General features: G+C 34.0%; 20 protein-coding genes and 1 other RNA gene. 4 read left to right on the plus strand and 17 right to left on the minus strand.

The window, feature by feature from the left end:
* Positions 1-13 precede the first annotated feature (13 nt).
* From HMPREF3264_RS09355 to HMPREF3264_RS09370, 4 genes are read right to left on the minus strand one after another with little or no spacing between them, the layout of a single operon-like run.
* Positions 14-433, minus strand: coding sequence for a pathogenicity island protein (locus HMPREF3264_RS09355; protein WP_070873155.1), 420 nt, complete (start codon positions 431-433; stop codon positions 14-16).
* A 3-nt stretch (positions 434-436) separates the two neighbouring features.
* Positions 437-637, minus strand: a complete 201-nt coding sequence (locus HMPREF3264_RS09360) for a pathogenicity island protein (RefSeq protein ID WP_070873157.1) — start codon at positions 635-637, stop codon at positions 437-439.
* Between the two features lie 12 nt (positions 638-649).
* The gene (locus HMPREF3264_RS09365) at positions 650-868 is read right to left on the minus strand and encodes a helix-turn-helix transcriptional regulator (protein ID WP_070873159.1); all 219 of its coding nucleotides are present in this window, start codon (positions 866-868) and stop codon (positions 650-652) included.
* 3 nt (positions 869-871) lie between these two features.
* Positions 872-1,090, minus strand: coding sequence for a helix-turn-helix domain-containing protein (locus HMPREF3264_RS09370; RefSeq protein WP_070873161.1), 219 nt, complete (start codon positions 1,088-1,090; stop codon positions 872-874).
* Positions 1,091-1,262: 172 nt separating this feature from the next.
* Here HMPREF3264_RS09370 and HMPREF3264_RS09375 point away from each other — a divergent pair, with 172 nt between their 5' ends.
* Positions 1,263-1,937, plus strand: a complete 675-nt coding sequence (locus HMPREF3264_RS09375; protein WP_070873163.1) for a helix-turn-helix domain-containing protein — start codon at positions 1,263-1,265, stop codon at positions 1,935-1,937.
* Positions 1,938-1,949: 12 nt separating this feature from the next.
* The gene (locus tag HMPREF3264_RS09380; protein WP_070873165.1) at positions 1,950-3,038 is read left to right on the plus strand and encodes a site-specific integrase; all 1,089 of its coding nucleotides are present in this window, start codon (positions 1,950-1,952) and stop codon (positions 3,036-3,038) included.
* Between the two features lie 108 nt (positions 3,039-3,146).
* On the opposite strand, the gene ssrA is transcribed toward HMPREF3264_RS09380, so the two are convergent.
* From ssrA to HMPREF3264_RS09440, 12 genes are all read right to left on the minus strand, one after another.
* Positions 3,147-3,508: a transfer-messenger RNA gene (ssrA, locus tag HMPREF3264_RS09385) on the minus strand.
* Positions 3,509-3,637: 129 nt separating this feature from the next.
* The gene (gene smpB / locus HMPREF3264_RS09390; protein WP_002441591.1) at positions 3,638-4,108 is read right to left on the minus strand and encodes an SsrA-binding protein SmpB; all 471 of its coding nucleotides are present in this window, start codon (positions 4,106-4,108) and stop codon (positions 3,638-3,640) included.
* A gap of 24 nt (positions 4,109-4,132) precedes the next feature.
* Positions 4,133-6,511: a ribonuclease R gene (gene rnr, locus HMPREF3264_RS09395; protein WP_070873167.1), complete on the minus strand. Its 2,379-nt coding sequence runs from the start codon at positions 6,509-6,511 to the stop codon at positions 4,133-4,135.
* A 31-nt stretch (positions 6,512-6,542) separates the two neighbouring features.
* Positions 6,543-7,283, minus strand: a complete 741-nt coding sequence (locus HMPREF3264_RS09400) for an alpha/beta hydrolase (RefSeq protein WP_070873170.1) — start codon at positions 7,281-7,283, stop codon at positions 6,543-6,545.
* A gap of 300 nt (positions 7,284-7,583) precedes the next feature.
* A complete protein-coding gene (gene secG, locus HMPREF3264_RS09405) occupies positions 7,584-7,817 on the minus strand; it encodes a preprotein translocase subunit SecG (RefSeq protein WP_002441585.1) in 234 nt (77 codons plus the stop codon).
* A gap of 68 nt (positions 7,818-7,885) precedes the next feature.
* Positions 7,886-8,344, minus strand: coding sequence for a hypothetical protein (locus HMPREF3264_RS09410; RefSeq protein WP_095323332.1), 459 nt, complete (start codon positions 8,342-8,344; stop codon positions 7,886-7,888).
* A 254-nt stretch (positions 8,345-8,598) separates the two neighbouring features.
* Positions 8,599-9,903 carry a surface-displayed alpha-enolase gene (gene eno / locus HMPREF3264_RS09415; RefSeq protein WP_002441581.1) on the minus strand — a complete coding sequence of 435 codons (1,305 nt, stop codon included), beginning with the start codon at positions 9,901-9,903 and terminating at the stop codon, positions 8,599-8,601.
* Between the two features lie 138 nt (positions 9,904-10,041).
* On the minus strand, positions 10,042-11,559 hold the full coding sequence (gene gpmI / locus HMPREF3264_RS09420) for a 2,3-bisphosphoglycerate-independent phosphoglycerate mutase (RefSeq protein ID WP_070873172.1): 1,518 nt from the start codon (positions 11,557-11,559) through the stop codon (positions 10,042-10,044).
* A 2-nt stretch (positions 11,560-11,561) separates the two neighbouring features.
* Positions 11,562-12,323 carry a triose-phosphate isomerase gene (gene tpiA / locus HMPREF3264_RS09425; protein ID WP_002441577.1) on the minus strand — a complete coding sequence of 254 codons (762 nt, stop codon included), beginning with the start codon at positions 12,321-12,323 and terminating at the stop codon, positions 11,562-11,564.
* A gap of 165 nt (positions 12,324-12,488) precedes the next feature.
* On the minus strand, positions 12,489-13,679 hold the full coding sequence (pgk, locus tag HMPREF3264_RS09430; RefSeq protein ID WP_002441575.1) for a phosphoglycerate kinase: 1,191 nt from the start codon (positions 13,677-13,679) through the stop codon (positions 12,489-12,491).
* Between the two features lie 201 nt (positions 13,680-13,880).
* The gene (gene gap / locus HMPREF3264_RS09435; protein ID WP_002441572.1) at positions 13,881-14,891 is read right to left on the minus strand and encodes a type I glyceraldehyde-3-phosphate dehydrogenase; all 1,011 of its coding nucleotides are present in this window, start codon (positions 14,889-14,891) and stop codon (positions 13,881-13,883) included.
* Positions 14,892-14,943: 52 nt separating this feature from the next.
* A complete protein-coding gene (locus HMPREF3264_RS09440; RefSeq protein WP_037541196.1) occupies positions 14,944-15,957 on the minus strand; it encodes a sugar-binding transcriptional regulator in 1,014 nt (337 codons plus the stop codon).
* Positions 15,958-16,322: 365 nt separating this feature from the next.
* Between HMPREF3264_RS09440 and HMPREF3264_RS09445 the strand changes: the two genes are divergently transcribed.
* On the plus strand, positions 16,323-16,571 hold the full coding sequence (locus tag HMPREF3264_RS09445) for a hypothetical protein (protein WP_002441568.1): 249 nt from the start codon (positions 16,323-16,325) through the stop codon (positions 16,569-16,571).
* 49 nt (positions 16,572-16,620) lie between these two features.
* On the opposite strand, the gene HMPREF3264_RS09450 is transcribed toward HMPREF3264_RS09445, so the two are convergent.
* Positions 16,621-17,283, minus strand: coding sequence for a DUF4887 domain-containing protein (locus HMPREF3264_RS09450; RefSeq protein ID WP_070873175.1), 663 nt, complete (start codon positions 17,281-17,283; stop codon positions 16,621-16,623).
* A gap of 318 nt (positions 17,284-17,601) precedes the next feature.
* On the opposite strand from HMPREF3264_RS09450, the gene HMPREF3264_RS12465 reads away from it, so the two are divergent.
* Entirely contained in the window at positions 17,602-17,775 is a 174-nt protein-coding gene (locus HMPREF3264_RS12465) for a hypothetical protein (protein ID WP_256323977.1), read from the plus strand.
* Positions 17,776-17,968: the final 193 nt, after the last annotated feature.

Genomic DNA, 17,968 nt, shown 5'->3' on the forward strand with positions numbered 1-17,968 from the left:
TAGATTTCTGTTATCATTTATTAATCCCCAAACTTTCAACAAAAATTGTCATTTCTTCAATAGCTATTTTTAATTCTGCAATATCGTCTATAGTTAGGAATTTGCTAATATTAGAATCTTCGTAAATAACAGGAAAGTCAGTAAAAGTTCCGACTACTGACATTAAATCTTCGTATTCTCGATAATCTGCAAGAATTTCTGAAATTTCATTATCACTTAAATATGGATATTCACTTTTAATAACTGATACATTTTTAGCATGGCGTTTTTGTAATAATTTAATCATTTTACTAGTATGCTTTTTACCATTCACCATATGCTCATAGTTCAATTTGCCTTTAATATTTTTAAAATCTTGATTAGTTAAGTTTTTCATTTTCTTATTTTCCTCTCCGAATTTAATTTGTTTGTTAAATTTTTGTTCTTGTTCCATTTCCTATACACTCACTTTCTTATCTTTAAGTTCGACGATTCTATTAATATCTAACTGCATACATGCAATTGAGATGTTAGGACTAACTTCAGGAAAATGTTTCTTAAATGCATCAGGTGCAATATTTAAAAGTAAATTCCCTTCAACATCTTTCACATTAAACCAACCAACGACGCTTTTTGTAATTACTACTTGTTGTTTCATATTTTTGTCCTCCTATGAACCCACTTTAATGTGCTTACTAAACAAATCATCAATTGACATACCATACATTTCACTCAAGATTTTAGCCTCTGGTAATGTGAAATAAGCTTTGCCACTTTCTTTCAATTGGTAACGCTGCGGACTTATTCCTAATTTCTGGGCTACTTTCCTTTGAGTATCCCCCTTTTCTTTTCTTGCGATGTATAACATCGGATAAGTTAAATTGTTCATTGATTACGCCTCCTTAATTTCAAATTCAAAAATATCTTCTATATCCACATCTAAAACATCAGCAATTTTTTTAGCCAATTTCGGACTTGGTTTTTTTTTATGATTAATAATTTGGCTTAAATATGAAATACCTACACCAGTTTTATTTGATAAATCTGATAGGTTGTAACCTTTAAGAAACATTGCTTTCTTTAAATGATTAGAATTTATAAAAACCGTCATTTCGATCACCTCTTTCTTTTTTTGAATGATTTCTCAATCAATTTACAACTTTATTATACACTTTTGCTTTTTGTTTTCAACCCATTTTTGACTGATTTCTCAATCAAATTTCATTTTTTTATACAAATAAGTTCGAAAAAATGCTATTATAAGCGTGAACAGGAGGTTTAAAATGATTAGAAACAGATTGTCTGAATTACTTTCAGAAAGAGGCTTAAAAATTTCAAGGGTAGCTAAAGATGTAAAAATTGCAAGAAGTTCTCTTACTTCGATGGTGCAAAATGACTCTGAAATGATAAGATATGACGCTATAGATAAACTATGTAGTTATTTACACATATCTCCTTCAGATTTTTTTGAACATAATCCCATAAATTTTGATTTTACTTTTGACGAAGAACCAAACTATAAAATTAATTCTAGCAACGAATTTTTTGAGATAACCACCGATATTACAAAAGCTTTTTCAATCGAAAATTTCGAATTCGAGATTTTAGTCGATGTTGAATTAGAAAATAAACAAAAATTAAATTTTGATTTAGATATCTCATACGATAAAATAGAAAAGATAACTACTTTGAAATATAGATTTGTTTTCAAAATTAAAAATGAAAAAGAAAATATGGAACTAAAAAAATATGTTGATAATTTATCTGCAGGGCTGAAAAATATATTATTTAAAAAAATCAATAAACACTTAAGTGAATATGTTTCTAAGGTAATAGTCGAAAACGTAGATGATATCGAAGAACTTTTCCCAAATGTGAATGAAAAAAACAAAACTTTACACAACGAAATTTTACAAACTAATAGCCTCTTGTCTAGTGATATTTTTAAGGAATATTAAGTAGGTGTTTTCATGCAATATAACCTTAACCTATCCCACAATATTCACAAAGACGCTAAACGTGGTACATATTATTTTAGAATTACCTATTATGATAGAACCAATAAAAGAAAAGAGATTAAACGCTCTGGCTTTAAGCAGCGTAAAGAAGCTGTGAAAAAATGTAATGAGATTATGGACGAGTTGGAAGGTATAGGACAAATTAATAAATTGCCTTTTGATAGGTTAGCTCAGGAATATTTAGATTGGTATTCTGCACGTCGGAAAGCTTCAAGTGTTAAATCCTTAAAAACACATTTAAATAATCATCTAATACCTCATTTTAATTCTATTGATGTTTTTAATCTTACGACACAAGATGTTATGAAGTTTCAAAACAAGAAATTGAAAGAAGGTCATTCAGGGGAATATCTTAAAAAAATGCATGTGTTTTTAGTATCCTTACTTAACCACGCTATGAAGTACCATGATTTAAAATCAAACGTTGCCTCATTAGTTGGTAACTTTGAAATTGAATCAAACAAACGCCTTAATTATTGGACGCTAGATCAATTTAACCAATTCTATGAAGTGCTACCTACTATTGAACAAAAATTATTTTTCAAATTACTGTTTTTTAGTGGTGCTAGAAAAGGCGAAATACGAGCATTGACGTGGCAAGATATAAACTTTGATGATAATTATATCCACATAAACAAAACGGACTATCACGGCGATGTGACAGTCCCTAAAACAAAAGCAGCCATACGTGATATTTACTTACCCACTCACATGATGGACGACTTAAAAAAATATTTAAATTGGTATCAAAATAATAACATATATAAAAATGAATATGTGCTATTCGGTACATTTTTCAAAGCATTTAGTGAAAGTAAAATAGATCGTTGGTTTACTAACGCTTATAAGTTACTACCTACTGACTTCCCTAAAATTGTAATTCATGAAATACGTCATAGCCATGCGTCACTTTTAATTAATCATGGTGCTAGTTTAATGGTTATCGCTCAAAGGTTAGGCCATTCTTCAATAGAAGAAGTAAGCACACGGTACGGACATTTATACCCTAGTACACAAAAAGAAATAGTTAAATATTTATGAGACACTACTTACTTATATTGGTAGTGTCTTTTTATGCTGTGGCACATCTGTGGCAATACTGTGGCAACAAAAATAAAAATCCTACAACCACAATGGTTATAGGCTATGTAGTGGAGACGGCGGGATTCGAACCCGCGTCCAGAGGTCCTGATACACACCTTTCTACGTGTGTAGTCTATTGATTAAATTCGCATAATAGTAAGCAACAGACAACCAGTATTATGCTAGTTTGATTGGTATTCATCTAAACAGACTTCAAACGGCAGTGTTTAGCATATCCTACTAGGGTTGAATCGCGTTAACAGCACGTAGGAGATGCTGTTAGGCGATGCAGTATGCTATTACGCAGCTACTGCGAAATTATTGTTTGATTTGTCAGTTATATTTACTGAAATGTGTTGATCTCGGAGACAACTCTCCGACACGCTTAGTGTGCTCGAGGGACCCCTGTCGAATCCAAAAACGCCCCCGCAATAAAATTATAATAATTAAATAATGACTGTTATAAACAAGCCATTTGGTGTGAAAGACTATGTCACCTTTTAAAATACAACATTAATAATCATACCAAATGGCACTCGATTAAGCAACAAACGTGCTTAATAACGGTCTTTGACCGCTCGATCAATGTCACGTTTCATTGCTTTTTCCTTAAGGGCTTGACGTTTATCATGTAATTTCTTACCACGTGCAACACCTAATAAGACTTTACATTGGCCATGCTTTAAATATAATTTTAAAGGAATAAGTGAGTAACCAATTTCTCGTGTACGTTCCCCTAATTTGAGGATTTCTCTTTTATGAAGTAACAATTTACGAGAACGTAATGGATCATGGTTAAATCGATTGCCTTCTTCATACGGTGCAATATGCATGTTATTTAAATACATTTCACCACGTTTTACTTGAGCATAACTATCTTTCAAGTTCGCACTGCCACGTCGAATAGACTTAATTTCAGTACCTCGTAAAGCAATACCCGCTTCAATCGTATCTTCAATATTATAATCATGTCTTGCTTTGCGATTCTCCGCTAACGTACCTGGTGATTTTGATTTTTTCTTAGCCATTCATTCTCACCTCATCTTTGCTGACTATTTTTTCTTACGACGTGATTTCTTTTTCACGCTTTTATCTTTATAGAATGGTTTATGATTCGTTTTACCTTGTTTATCTTTTTTACGGGCATTTTTACCCTTACGTTGTTTGCGTTTCTTCTTATTGCCTTTATTATTGTTGTCATCCTTAGCTTTGTCCAATGACTTACCACGCGTTTTAGCTTGAATTGTTTTACCACGTGCTGGACGTTGGGATTTATCATTTTTAGGTAAAGGCATACCCACAATTTGAAAATCAATCATCCGTTCGTCTACATCAACGTGTGTGACTTTAACTTTCACTTCATCACCAATACGGAATACTTTCGCTTGACGTTCACCTATTAAAGCCATTTGACGTTCGTCGAAATGATAGTAATCGTCAGTCATATTAGCAATATGAACCATACCTTCAATGGTATTAGGCAACTCTACAAACATACCGAAGTTTGCTACTGAACTAATGATACCTTCGAATTCATCACCAATATGTTGAATCATATATTCAGCTTTCTTCAACTCATCTGTATCACGTTCAGCTTCAATTGCACGACGCTCACGTTGAGATGTGTGTTCAGCAAGCTCAGGCAATGTATCTTCCCAATGTCTGAGTTCCTTTTTATCCATAGAATTCTCAATTAAATACTTACGAATTAATCGATGTACGGTTAAGTCAGGATAACGACGAATTGGAGATGTGAAATGCGTATAATACTCTGCTGATAGACCAAAGTGTCCAAGATTGACATCATCATAATGTGCTTGTTGCATTGAACGTAACATCATAGTTGAAATAACCATTTGTTCTGGTCGTCCTTCAACTTCTTCTTGAATGTTCTGTAACGTTGTAGGATGAATGTCTTCGCCCGTACCTTTAATCATAATACCGAAATTCGTAATAAAGTCGAAGAATTGTCTTAATCTTTCGGATTTAGGTTGCTCATGAACACGATAAATAAATGGAACTTCCATTTTATTAAAATGCTCTGCCACCGTCTCATTAGCTGCTAACATGAACGACTCAATTAAACGTTCACCTTCGCCACGTTCGCGCATTTGAACGTCTGTAGGAATACCTTCTTCATTTACGAGCACTTTAGCTTCATTGATATCGAAGTCAATTTCACCACGACGTCGACGCATGCTGATTAAACGATTGGATAAATCTTGTGCTAAATCTAGCATTGGTGTCAATTCTTTATATTGTGCACGTACTTGTGGATCTTGGTCAGTAATGATTTTATTGACTGCATCATACGTCATTCGATAATTAGAATGAATGACACTATCAAAGATTTCGTGTTTAACGACTTCTCCACGTGCATTAATTTCCATACGACAACTTAATGTTAATCGGTCGACTTCAGGATTCAATGAACAAATACCATTACTTAAACGGTGTGGGATCATTGGAATGACACGGTCGACTAAATAAACACTCGTCGCTCTATCATACGCTTCTTGGTCTAATGCAGAATCTTCCTTCACATAGTAACTTACATCTGCAATACTTACAGTTAATTCAGTATTACCATTTTTCAGCTTTTTAACGGCAATCGCATCGTCTAAGTCTTTCGCATCTGCACCGTCAATCGTGATGGTTAAATCATCTCTTAAATCACGACGACCTTCAATTTCTGACGGTTCAATTTCTTCAGGCACGTCTTCGGCTTCTTTAAGCACATTGTCTGGAAATTCGATTTCAATGCCATGTTGATAGATGATAGATAAAATATCGACGCCGGGATCATTCTTATGACCTAAAATTGCTGAAATATGACCTTCGGGATTGTCTGTACCATCAGCATATTTCGTAATTTGAACTAATACCTTATGACCATCTACAGCACCGAGACTTTGTCCTTTAGGAATAAAGATATCTTGCATGATACGCTTGTCATCAGGTATGACGAAGCCAAAGTGTTTCGCTTCGCTATAAGTGCCTACTACTTGCGTCACCGAATGTTTCTCAATAGATTTAACTTCGCCTTCAACTTTACCTTTGTGTTCGCCTCGAGATTTTTGAATTTCTACGATGACCGTATCTCCATCTAAGGCTCTATTAATTTTAGTTGGTGGGATGAATATATCTTCCATCTCATCATCTTCTGGTCGAAGGAATGCAAAGCCTTTCTTGTTCTGACTTAATGTTCCTTTAATTAGTTTTGAATTGGACTTACTTGTTTCTTTTCGTTGATATCTATCTGTCTTCGTACGTTCAATTAAACCAGTTTGTTCTAGTTCAACGAGCACCTTAATTAAATCTCTAAATGAGTCGGCACTATTTAAACCTAACGCATCTTGAAAATCTGACACTGACATTGGTTCATAGTCAGGTTGTTTAATTATTTCTTCAATGGATTGCTTTAAATTCATTATGCCCCTCCTTTCTTACTTCTTCATCTTTTTATTCTGTCCAATCTAATGATTCTAAAAATTGATAAACATCTTCAAAGACCTGTTCTTTCTCTTTATCAATTGTAATCACATGACCAGATTCTTGATACCACTTGATGTCTTTCTCATCAGAATCAACATGTTCGTATATATAATTTGCTGATTGAGGATCAATCATTTTATCTTGCTCTGCTTGTATAACTAGAATAGGTTCAATAACCTCATCTACTTGTTCTTTGCCACGTTTCAATGTGTCACTGAGCTCTTTAAGCGTTTCTGTAGGATGGAAATCCTCCATTTCTCTATCAATGGTTTCCTGATCCTTGCCTTCATACTTTTTAAAATTACGGGCATATTCTAGAAAACCTTCATATATTGTTCCTTCAGTCTTACCATCCATTGGTGCACACATTGTTACAATACCCTTCACATCGCGATTTAAGCTTAACTTCAATGCGAAGACCCCACCTAGTGACAATCCGGCTACAGCAATTTCCTCATAGCCTTGATCGACTAGATAATCATAACCATCTAAAACATCCTTAAACCATACGTAAGGGCTAGATTTTAAAATTTCCTCTGGTGGTGCTGAATGCCCTTCATATTGAGGTGCATATGATGTATAACCCTTTTTCTGAAGGTAACGACCTAATTGTCTCACATCAGCTGAATTTCCAGTGAAACCATGTAGTAATAATACAGCTCGTTTTCCTTCTTCGAAAAAGAATGGTCTCGGTAGTTTAATTTGCATGGTTTGAATTCCTCTCCCTTTTCATTGAGAACTAGATAGCTCTATTTAAAGTTTAAATCATTTAAGGTTATTGATTTCATTTTCAAAAATAAATTGAATCTTTGATAAATGCATAATTGGACTATTCCCTTAATTACAGGTGTTAAAAACATTGCTATCATCTATTATAAAATAAAAAAGCCCGACAAGCATATCGTCGGACTCAGGCTGATGTCAAATGTGAATGTTAGATAGTGTTTCTTTATCACATTGTACATCAGACTTGATTAGATTCATTTACTTCATTCAATAACTTATTATCTACATACCTAAATAACTGATACAGAACATAAGTACGAAGAAAATAATTGCTAAAAAAATTGTTAATCTATGCAAGAATAAATCGACGCCACGTTGCTTTTGTTTACCAAATAACTGTTCTGCGCCACCACTAATAGCACCTGAAAGTCCATTACTTTTACCTTCTTGGAGTAATACAACAGTCACTAATGCAATACAATCTATAATTAATAAAACGATGATTAATGTATGCATAAAAATTGTCCTCCGTTCATTATATACGAGACGAATTATAACACATCTCTATTCGTATTATCAAACTTCTATCTATTAAAAGTGCTTTTACGAGCGATTGACACGACTAACATATAAATTGCTAAAACAATTGAGCCAATCACAACGATTAAGATTGGTAAAATTGCGATCACGTTCTTCACATCTAAAATTGCTTGTACAAACATGTATAAATTCACTAACGTGAATAAAGCATTAGATACATAAACTGCAAACATAAACCACCATAAATAGGGATGACGATTCCATAGTGCAACAACACCTGCTAAGTAAGCAAGAATGTACATGACACCAGTATATCTATCACTATTTAAAATATTATGCACAGCAGTGTCTGACGTTTTCTGTCCTGCTAAAGATAACAATGATTTCGCCGTGGTTTCATCTAATACTACAAAATGATGAATAATAAGTAAGATACAAAATATAAAGGAACTGATCGCGATTAAACGTCCGGCTCTTATTTCTCTAGCGCTTGACTCTGTGATATCTGCCATAATGGTACTCCTTTTTCAGAATTACTTTCATTAATTATATCAGTTTAGCGAAGTAAATTAAATGAGATGTCCCTCACTCAAAAGGTTTGATGTTAAATCAAACTCATCAATTTTTCACCAATCCACTGTATTTCTCTACATAAAAAGACCCGTTACAGCCTCAACTCTGTAACGGGAATAGATTTACTTTAGGGCGTGAAACCTAAAGATATAAGCGTGAACTCTTTTATTTAGCTATAGAGATATTATTTGTCTAAATTGTAGAATGATTTAATTCCATCAAATTTAGCTGTTTCGTATAATTCATCTTCAATACGTAATAATTGATTGTATTTAGCAATACGATCAGTTCTTGATAATGAACCAGTTTTAATTTGTCCAGCGTTTGTAGCAACTGCAATGTCAGCAATTGTAGTATCTTCAGTTTCACCTGAACGGTGTGAAACAACTGCTGTGTAACCAGCTTTTTGAGCCATTTCAATTGCATCAAATGTTTCAGTTAAAGTACCGATTTGGTTCACTTTGATTAAGATAGAGTTACCAATTCCTTGTTCGATACCTCTAGATAAAATTTCAGTGTTAGTTACGAATAAATCGTCACCTACTAATTGAACTTTATCGCCAATACGATCAGTTAATTGTTTCCAACCTTCCCAATCGTTTTCGTCCATACCATCTTCAATAGTGATGATAGGATATTTACCAATTAATTCTTCTAAGTAGTCAACTTGTTCTGCTGCGCTACGTTTAGCACCGTGTTCACCTTCGAATTTAGTGTAATCATATACACCATTTTCGTAGAATTCAGAAGAAGCACAGTCGAATCCTAAGAATACATCTTCACCTGGTTTGTAACCTGCTTTTTCGATAGCTTTGATGATAGTTTCAACAGCATCTTCAGTACCTTCAAATTTAGGAGCGAAACCACCTTCGTCACCTACTGCAGTTTCTAAACCACGTTCACTAAGGATAGATTTCAAGTTGTGGAAGATTTCAGCACCCCAACGTAATGATTCTTTAAATGATTCAGCACCAACTGGTAAAATCATGAACTCTTGGAAAGCGATTGGTGCATCAGAGTGAGAACCACCGTTAACAATGTTCATCATTGGTACTGGTAATTGTTTACCATTGAATCCACCTAAATATTTATATAAAGGTTGACCTAATAAGTCAGCTGCTGCACGAGCTACGGCAATAGAAACACCTAAGATAGCGTTAGCACCTAATTTACCTTTGTTACTTGTACCGTCTAATTGAATCATCATTTTATCGATAGATACTTGATCTAATACTGAAAATTCACCTTCAACGATTTCTGGTGCGATAATTTCATTTACGTTTTCTACAGCTTTAGTCACACCTTTACCTAAATAACGTGATTTATCTCCATCACGTAATTCAACTGCTTCGTGTTCACCTGTAGAAGCACCTGAAGGTACTAATGCGCGACCGAATGCACCACTTTCAGTTAAAACTTCAACTTCAACTGTTGGATTACCACGTGAATCTAAGACTTCGCGAGCGTAAACATCTGTAATAATTGGCATGTTAATATCTCCTTTAAATATATTATAAAGCTATTATAGCCCTATTTATAATTTTAATAAAATAATTTTACTAAGTAATATTCAAATTTCGGGAGTACGTTTATTCCTCCCAAAATTTGAGTGTTTTTATAATCAAAATTAATGATTAATCAATGATTCACCATTCATATCAGAAGGTTGTTCTACATTTAACAAGTCTAATAATGTAGGAGCTAAATCTCCTAATCGACCTGTTTCACGTAAAGTTACGCCTTCTTTAGTAACAATAACTGGAACTGGATTAGTTGTATGCGTAGTCATAGGTTGATCATCATCTGTTAACACTTGATCTGAGTTACCATGGTCAGCAGTGATAATAGCATAACCATCCATTTCTAAAATCTTATCTACAACTTCGCCAAGACATTCGTCTACAGCTTCAATTGCTTTAATTGTAGGTTCAAGCATACCACTATGACCTACCATGTCAGGGTTAGCAAAGTTTAATAAGATTAAATCTAAATCACCTTTGTCTAACTCTTCTAAAAGTGCATCTTTAACTTCATATGCACTCATTTCTGGTTTTAAATCATACGTAGCAACTTTTGGAGAGTCGATAAGACGACGACGTTCTCCTTCAAATTCCTCGTTACGACCCCCACTCATAAAGTAAGTCACGTGAGGATACTTTTCAGTTTCAGCAATACGTAATTGTTTTAAATTATTGTTTTGTGCGACTTCACCAATTGTATTGTTTAAGTCAACTTTTTCAAATACAACTTCAGCATCTACATCGTCATTGTATTTCGTGAACGTTGCATAGAATAAATCTTTAACTTGTTCAACTTCGAAACCATCAAATGCTTTATTAGTGAAAATTTCTGAAAGTTGAGCAGCTCTGTCAGGACGGAAGTTGTAGAATACAACAGCATCGCCGTCATTAACGCCATTATTTTGATTATCAATAATGAATGGTTCAACGAATTCATCAGTAACGTCATTACTGTAATTCGCTTCTACACCTTCTTTAGCTGAAGCGTATGTTGGGCCTTCAAAGTTACGGATAGCATTGTAAGCTTTCTGTTCACGGTCCCAACGTTTATCACGATCCATTGCATAATAACGTCCAGACACTGAAGCGAATTGGCCAACGCCTAATTCTTTGAATTTAGCTTCAGTTTCTTCAATATATTTGAGGGCAGATTTTTGATCAACGTCACGACCATCTAAGAAAGCGTGCACGTAAACTTTATCTACACCTTGTTTTTTAGCTAATTCTAAGATTGCAAATAAGTGTTTATAGTGACTGTGAACACCACCATCTGATAGTAAACCAAACACGTGAAGTGCTGAGTTGTTATCTTTTACATGTTTAATTGCGTTGTTTAACACATCATTTTCAAAGAATTCTCCATCTTCGATTGATTTGTTAATACGAGTTAAACTTTGATATACGATTCGTCCAGCACCGATGTTCATGTGACCAACTTCAGAGTTACCCATTTGTCCTTCTGGAAGACCTACATCTAAACCACTTGCTTCAATTTGAGTCGTTGGGTATTTCTCATAATAACGATCAAAATTAGGTTTGTTTGCTAATTTAACAGCGTTGCCATGTTCACTTTCACGATTTGCAAAACCATCTAGGATGATTAAGGCAGTTGGTTTCTTAGCCATAATTATTTTGCACCTTCTAACAATTGTACGAAATCTTCAACTTTTAATGATGCGCCACCTACTAATGCACCATCGATATCTGATTGAGCCATGTATTCTTTAATATTATTTGGTTTCACACTACCACCATATTGAATACGAGTTGCTTCTGCAACGTCTTGGCTAGATAAGTCAGCTAATGTTTTACGAACGTGTGCGCACATTTCATTAGCGTCTTCTGAAGTTGATGATTTACCTGTACCGATTGCCCAGATTGGTTCATATGCGATGACAACTTCTTTAAGTTGCTCTTCTGATAAACCTTCTACAGCTTTCTTAACTTGGTTGCCAACAACTTCATTAGCTTTGCCAGCTTCACGTTCTTCGTCTGATTCACCAACACAAATAATTGGTGTCATACCATGATTGAAAATAGCATGAGCTTTTTTATTTACTTCTTCGTCTGTTTCGTGGAAATAGTCACGACGTTCAGAGTGACCAATCACTACATATTTAACACCTAAATCAGCTAATGCGACAGGTGAAGTTTCACCAGTATATGCACCGCTATCTTCAAAGTAAGCATTTTGAGCACCGATTTTTAACCCTTGTGCTTTGCCGTCTTTAACAGCAGTTACTAATGCGTCTAATTGAATTGTAGGCGCACAGATTACTGATTCTACTTCTTTAGGATCAGGTAATGTTGGTAATTCGTTTACGAAATCTTTAGCTTCTTGAACTGTTTTATTCATTTTCCAGTTTCCGGCTATAATTGGTGTTCTCATTCGTTACACTCCTTAATAATTTAGTGTTAAATTTAAAAGCTTATATCGATCATTACTTGAATAACTTAAGGTTAAAACACGAAAGCTTACTGTGGCTTTCACTTGTTCATTTTCCCAAATCATTTCATTTAGAAACTTTCGCCTTAACTAAGCGTCGATTAATAATTATTTATTATTAATTGCTTTAATTCCAGGTAATTCTTTACCTTCAAGATATTCTAATGACGCGCCGCCACCAGTTGAGATATGTGTGAAATCATCTTCAAATCCTAGTGAGATTGCAGCGGCTGCAGAGTCACCACCACCGATAATAGTCGTAGCGTCTTTTAAGTTAGCAATAGATTCACATACGCCGATAGTACCTTGGGCAAAGTTACTAAATTCGAATACACCCATCGGTCCATTCCATACTACTGTATGAGCGCCTTGTAATTCTTTATTGAATAATTCAACCGTTTTAGGTCCAATATCCATTGCTTCTTGATCTGCAGGAATATCATCGATGGATACTTCAGTGATTTTAGCATCATTAGAGAATTCTTTAGCAACTTTACAATCTACTGGTAAAACGATTTGGTCGCCATTGTTTTCTAATAGATCTTTTGCAAAATCAATTTTATCTTCTTCTAATAATGAAAGACCGATTTCTTTTCCTTGTGCTTTCATAAATGTGTAAGCCATACCGCCACCAATTAAAATTTTGTCAGCGATATTCACTAAGTTTTTAATTACATTGATTTTATCTGATACTTTAGCTCCACCAAGGATTGCTACAACTGGTTTATGTGGGTCGTTAACTACGCCACCGATAAATTTAATTTCTTTTTCCATTAAGTAACCAGCTGCTGTTTCTAAGTGTGTAGAAATCCCTACATTTGAAGCATGTTCACGGTGAGCTGTACCGAAAGCATCGTTAACAAATACATCGCCTAATGAAGCCCAATATTTACCTAATTCAGGGTCATTTTTAGATTCTTTTTTACCATCGATATCTTCGAAACGTGTATTTTCAACTAATAATACATCACCTTCATTTAGGTTTTTAATAGCAGTTTCTAGTTTTTCACCACGAGTTTCAGGAACGAAAGTAACTTCTTTACCTAATTTCTCAGATAAATCGTCTGCTACAGGTTTTAAAGATAAACCTGCTTTATCGCTTTCTTCTTTCACTTTACCTAAATGAGAGAATAATACTAATTTACCACCTTGTTCGATGATGTATTTAATAGTTGGTAATGCTTGAACAATACGGTTATCGTTTGTGATTTTTCCATCTTTTAAAGGAACGTTAAAGTCTGCACGTTCGAGAACTACTTTACCTTTTAAATCTAAATCTGAAACGATTTTTTTAGCCATTATTAATTTCCTCCTTTTAATAGGAAAACTTTATATAAAAATAAGCGGAGAAGCGTCTGTGCTCCCCGCTTACTCATAAGCTTTTATATCTAATTAAACAGTACAGAGCACCAATCAAATTATGAAGGTTTGGAAGAGTTCAATCTCTTCACATGTGTACTTTAAATAACTTGAATAACGTGCTTATACACTATGGTTCAATTATTTAGAAAGTTCAGCTAAGTGAGCTAATGTACGAACTAATTGAGAAGTGTAAGACATTTCATTATCGTACCAAGCTGCTACTTTAACTAATTGACGGTCACCAACAGTCATTACACGAGTTTGAGTTGCATCGAATAATGAACCATAAGTGATACCTACAACGTCAGAAGATACGATTTCATCTTCAGTGTAACCGAATGATTCGTCAGAAGCTTGTTTCATTGCTTCGTTAACTTGATCAGCAGTTACATCTTGTTTTTCTAATACTACAGTTAATTCTGTTAATGAACCTGTAGCAACTGGAACACGTTGTGCACCACCGTCTAATTTACCGTCGATTTCAGGAATTACTTTACCGATTGCTTTAGCAGCACCTGTTGAGTTAGGGATAATGTTTTCTGCTGCTGCACGAGCACGACGTTTGTCACCTTTTCTGTGAGGTGCGTCTTGAGTATTTTGGTCACCTGTGTAAGCGTGGATAGTTGTCATTAAACCTTCAACTAAACCGAATTCATCATTTAATACTTTAGCAACAGGAGCTAATGAGTTAGTTGTACAAGAAGCACCTGATACAACTGTTTCTGAACCATCTAATTCGTCATGGTTAGTATTGAATACGATTGTTTTTAAATCACCAGTAGCTGGAGCTGAGATTAATACTTTTTTAGCACCTGCATCGATATGTGCTTGTGCTTTATCTTTATCAGTGTAGAAACCAGTACATTCTAATACTACATCGATGTCAAGGTCACCCCAAGGTAATTTGCTTGCATCTGGTTCGTCGAATGATTTAATTTCTTTACCGTTTACGCGGAATCCGCCTTCGATAACTTCAACTTCTCCAGTGAAGCGTCCTTGCATAGTGTCATATTTTAATAAATGAGCTAACATTTCATCGTCTGTTAAGTCGTTAACTGCTACTACTTCAAGACCTTCTACATCTTGGATTCTTCTGAATGCTAAACGACCAATTCTACCAAAACCATTAATTGCTACTTTAATTGCCATTATAATGGCCTCCTTTAAAAATGATATTTAAAAAGTATTAAACTTTTTATTACTATTGTAAAATAACTTTCGCTGCAGCTTCATCTGTAATGAGTACAGTGTTGTCAGGTGCAATCGAAAGATAAGCTTTAATCGCTTCTCCTTTAGATTGTCCACCTGCTACAGCAAAGATAAAATCTTTACTCTCAAGATCTTCTAATTGTAGTCCGATTGTCTTCACTTTATGAACTACCTTTCCTTGAGCATCAAAATAATATCCAAAAGCTTCTCCAACGGCTTGATGATGTTGAAGTTTATCAATCACTTCTTTAGGTGATTGACGTCGATGCGCCATCTTCAGCGCATCACCAATGCCATGTATGGTAACATTTGCTTGTTTTATTTTATCGAGCGTGTGAATAACTGATGGTTCTAACATTAATGTGTTATATGTCGTTTCACTCACATTATCTGGTACATATAACGTTGTATAATAACCACCAGCTTGTTGAGCCATGCTTGATGAAATGGTATTTGCTTGGTAGACCATGTTTTCACCAAGTCCACCTCTCGCCGGCACGAAGAATACATTGAATGGAAGTAAATGAATGGATTCACTTACATAAGCCATTGTAGATCCTCCAGTTACTGAAACAATGGCATCTTCGTAAAGAATGCTTTCAACTAACTGACCAGCTTGCCGCCCCATTTCTCTTTTAACTGTTTGATTAGAATCTGAATCTCCTGGAATGACGTGAACATCTTTGATGTGAAATTTATCTCTGATTGCTCGAGCCATTTTATTGTCATCACTATATACATTGAAGTAATCATTTAATTGCGATAGTACTTCAGTTCCTTCATTAGTGATTTCCATGCCAGTTGATTTGACTCTGATTAATTCTTGTTTCTTTAACATGTCTGTTTCAGATCGTAAGACCCTTTCAGTCATATCCATGTGCTCACTTAAACTTCGTCTTCCAACTGGTTGATTTTGTGAGATAGTAGTTAAAATTGAAAAACGTCGATACATCTTATCTACAAGATCAGGTATGAGCTTTTGTTGAACTTTCATTAAGTCTTTCACTACTACCTTCCTCCTTATATCTTTATAAAAAGGTATCTAAGGGGTCGCTCACAACCATTGGTTGACTTTTTAAGTCCCACCTGGGACAAAAATTAACCTCTTTACACATGCAATAGTACTATTGTGTATAATAAATTGCAAGCAAATTAACTCAAAATTTTATTAATATTTATTAAAGTTAACAATAAAACGTTTACATCTAGATTTTGCTATCTCACGACGCCAAAAAGTTCACATTTTTGTGTTATTACCTTTACGAGATAATTTTACCCACGGTCTTTTGTGAATAATCATTCGTTTTGATTACATAATCATTTCATTTATAATTAAATTGTTATGAAGCTTTTTATAAAGAAGGAATATTAATGGCTAACGACAAACGTTCCGAGGATAAAATAGAAGTCATCGATCCAGATGATTCACGTTATAAAGATGATGATTATTTTAAAAATCATCAGTCTACATATAAACATCATCAATATGAAAATGGTAAGACCATCAATAAAACATATTCTTATGGTTGCACGCATACGGGTTGCGGATGTTCTATAGGCTGCTTTTCAATTATGTTTATTTCATTTCTCTTATCGATGTTAATCTACTGGTTATTTTAATATGTACTTAAAAAGCCAATGCCCTAAAAGTGGACATTGGCTTAAACTATTAATCTTCGTTTGAACTATGTGATTGATTACTATTTGAGTTTTGACTGCTTGATTGTTGTGACTGACTAGAATTTCTTTGACCGCTTGACTGTTGTGACTGACTTGTATTTCTTTGCGCAGATTGATTACTATTATTAGATTGCTTTTGCTGAGAGCTATTTTGTTGTGAACGAGGTTGTTGAGAAGATGGTTTCTCTTCTGAACTTGGTTGTTCTTTAGAAGCATTATCTTCTTTTGGTTCCTCTTTTTCTTGTGTTTTAGGTTGTTGTGATGATTTTTCATCAGTTTTAGTTTCTTGCGTTGAACGTGGTTGTTTTTTCTGTTGTTTTGTTTGTTGTGTTTCTTGCGTATTTCTTTGTTGGGTTGGTGCTTGTTTAGTCGGCGGTGGTGTTTGTTGAGTCTGTTGCGTTTGCTGAGTTTGTTGCGTTTGTTGTGTCGTGTTCATGCTATTCTCATCAGACTTTTTATCTTTTTTCTTGTCTTTGTCTTTATCTTTATCTTTTTTATCCTCTTTAGACTTATCATGTTGTTCTGTTTTTTCACTATTAAGTCGTTCATTCGCTTTTTTTGAACTATCTACAAAAGAGAATATTCCAAATGCTAAGCCAATTAGTAATAATAATACGATAATTGTGCTAATTATTTTTGCCATGCCACTCATTCTCTACTTACCTCTCTTTCAATTATTAGGAATTAATTTATAATAAAAATATGTTTGTTGTTAAATGTGCATTTCAATCTTGTTCATTACTTTTAATTGAGGATGACCTCAACGCATTACAATTACTTATAATGTCGAAACTACAGAATTCAACTTATTATAATGGACTAACTATGTAATAATTGCAATAAATTACCATTACTTAAAAGTTGTACGTTTACAAATATCTATCCTGTATATGATAACATCATACACATAGGTGAACATTATTTTTTTAGTAACTTAATCTAAACTTAATATGAATGGTACGTGATGTTTATGTATGGATTTAATGATGATGAATTTTTAAAAAGTAAGTCTAAAAAAAGTTTAAAATATATGATGATTGAGAATGATAATTATGAGGAAGAAAAAACGAATCGTGTTGCCGGATTTATCATTACATCTTTTATTATATGTATCATACTTTTTGTAAAATGGATGATTGGTTAAGTAATTAAATAATGTAATTTGTTTTTAACCATTAATAATACAAATTAAACAATGATTATAGATTTTATATTCATCAAAATAATTTTTGTATAAAGCAATAATTATACCTTAAAATACAAATAAAAAGGATCCATACGTTGCTCGCATGGATCCACTACTAAAGGGAGTCAAAATTTACCTTCGTTAGTATATT

This window comes from Staphylococcus sp. HMSC62A08 (assembly GCF_001839105.1).
GTDB classification, from domain to species: domain Bacteria; phylum Bacillota; class Bacilli; order Staphylococcales; family Staphylococcaceae; genus Staphylococcus; species Staphylococcus caprae.

Coding starts and splice junctions, on each gene's coding strand:
- HMPREF3264_RS09355 (WP_070873155.1), bottom strand. CDS start 433: ATGGAACAAGAACAAAAATTTAACAAACAAATTAAATTCGGAGAGGAA.
- HMPREF3264_RS09360 (WP_070873157.1), bottom strand. CDS start 637: ATGAAACAACAAGTAGTAATTACAAAAAGCGTCGTTGGTTGGTTTAAT.
- HMPREF3264_RS09365 (WP_070873159.1), bottom strand. CDS start 868: ATGAACAATTTAACTTATCCGATGTTATACATCGCAAGAAAAGAAAAG.
- HMPREF3264_RS09370 (WP_070873161.1), bottom strand. CDS start 1,090: ATGACGGTTTTTATAAATTCTAATCATTTAAAGAAAGCAATGTTTCTT.
- HMPREF3264_RS09375 (WP_070873163.1), top strand. CDS start 1,263: ATGATTAGAAACAGATTGTCTGAATTACTTTCAGAAAGAGGCTTAAAA.
- HMPREF3264_RS09380 (WP_070873165.1), top strand. CDS start 1,950: ATGCAATATAACCTTAACCTATCCCACAATATTCACAAAGACGCTAAA.
- smpB (WP_002441591.1), bottom strand. CDS start 4,108: ATGGCTAAGAAAAAATCAAAATCACCAGGTACGTTAGCGGAGAATCGC.
- rnr (WP_070873167.1), bottom strand. CDS start 6,511: ATGAATTTAAAGCAATCCATTGAAGAAATAATTAAACAACCTGACTAT.
- HMPREF3264_RS09400 (WP_070873170.1), bottom strand. CDS start 7,283: ATGCAAATTAAACTACCGAGACCATTCTTTTTCGAAGAAGGAAAACGA.
- secG (WP_002441585.1), bottom strand. CDS start 7,817: ATGCATACATTAATCATCGTTTTATTAATTATAGATTGTATTGCATTA.
- eno (WP_002441581.1), bottom strand. CDS start 9,903: ATGCCAATTATTACAGATGTTTACGCTCGCGAAGTCTTAGATTCACGT.
- gpmI (WP_070873172.1), bottom strand. CDS start 11,559: ATGGCTAAGAAACCAACTGCCTTAATCATCCTAGATGGTTTTGCAAAT.
- tpiA (WP_002441577.1), bottom strand. CDS start 12,323: ATGAGAACACCAATTATAGCCGGAAACTGGAAAATGAATAAAACAGTT.
- pgk (WP_002441575.1), bottom strand. CDS start 13,679: ATGGCTAAAAAAATCGTTTCAGATTTAGATTTAAAAGGTAAAGTAGTT.
- gap (WP_002441572.1), bottom strand. CDS start 14,891: ATGGCAATTAAAGTAGCAATTAATGGTTTTGGTAGAATTGGTCGTTTA.
- HMPREF3264_RS09445 (WP_002441568.1), top strand. CDS start 16,323: ATGGCTAACGACAAACGTTCCGAGGATAAAATAGAAGTCATCGATCCA.
- HMPREF3264_RS09450 (WP_070873175.1), bottom strand. CDS start 17,283: ATGAGTGGCATGGCAAAAATAATTAGCACAATTATCGTATTATTATTA.
- HMPREF3264_RS12465 (WP_256323977.1), top strand. CDS start 17,602: ATGTATGGATTTAATGATGATGAATTTTTAAAAAGTAAGTCTAAAAAA.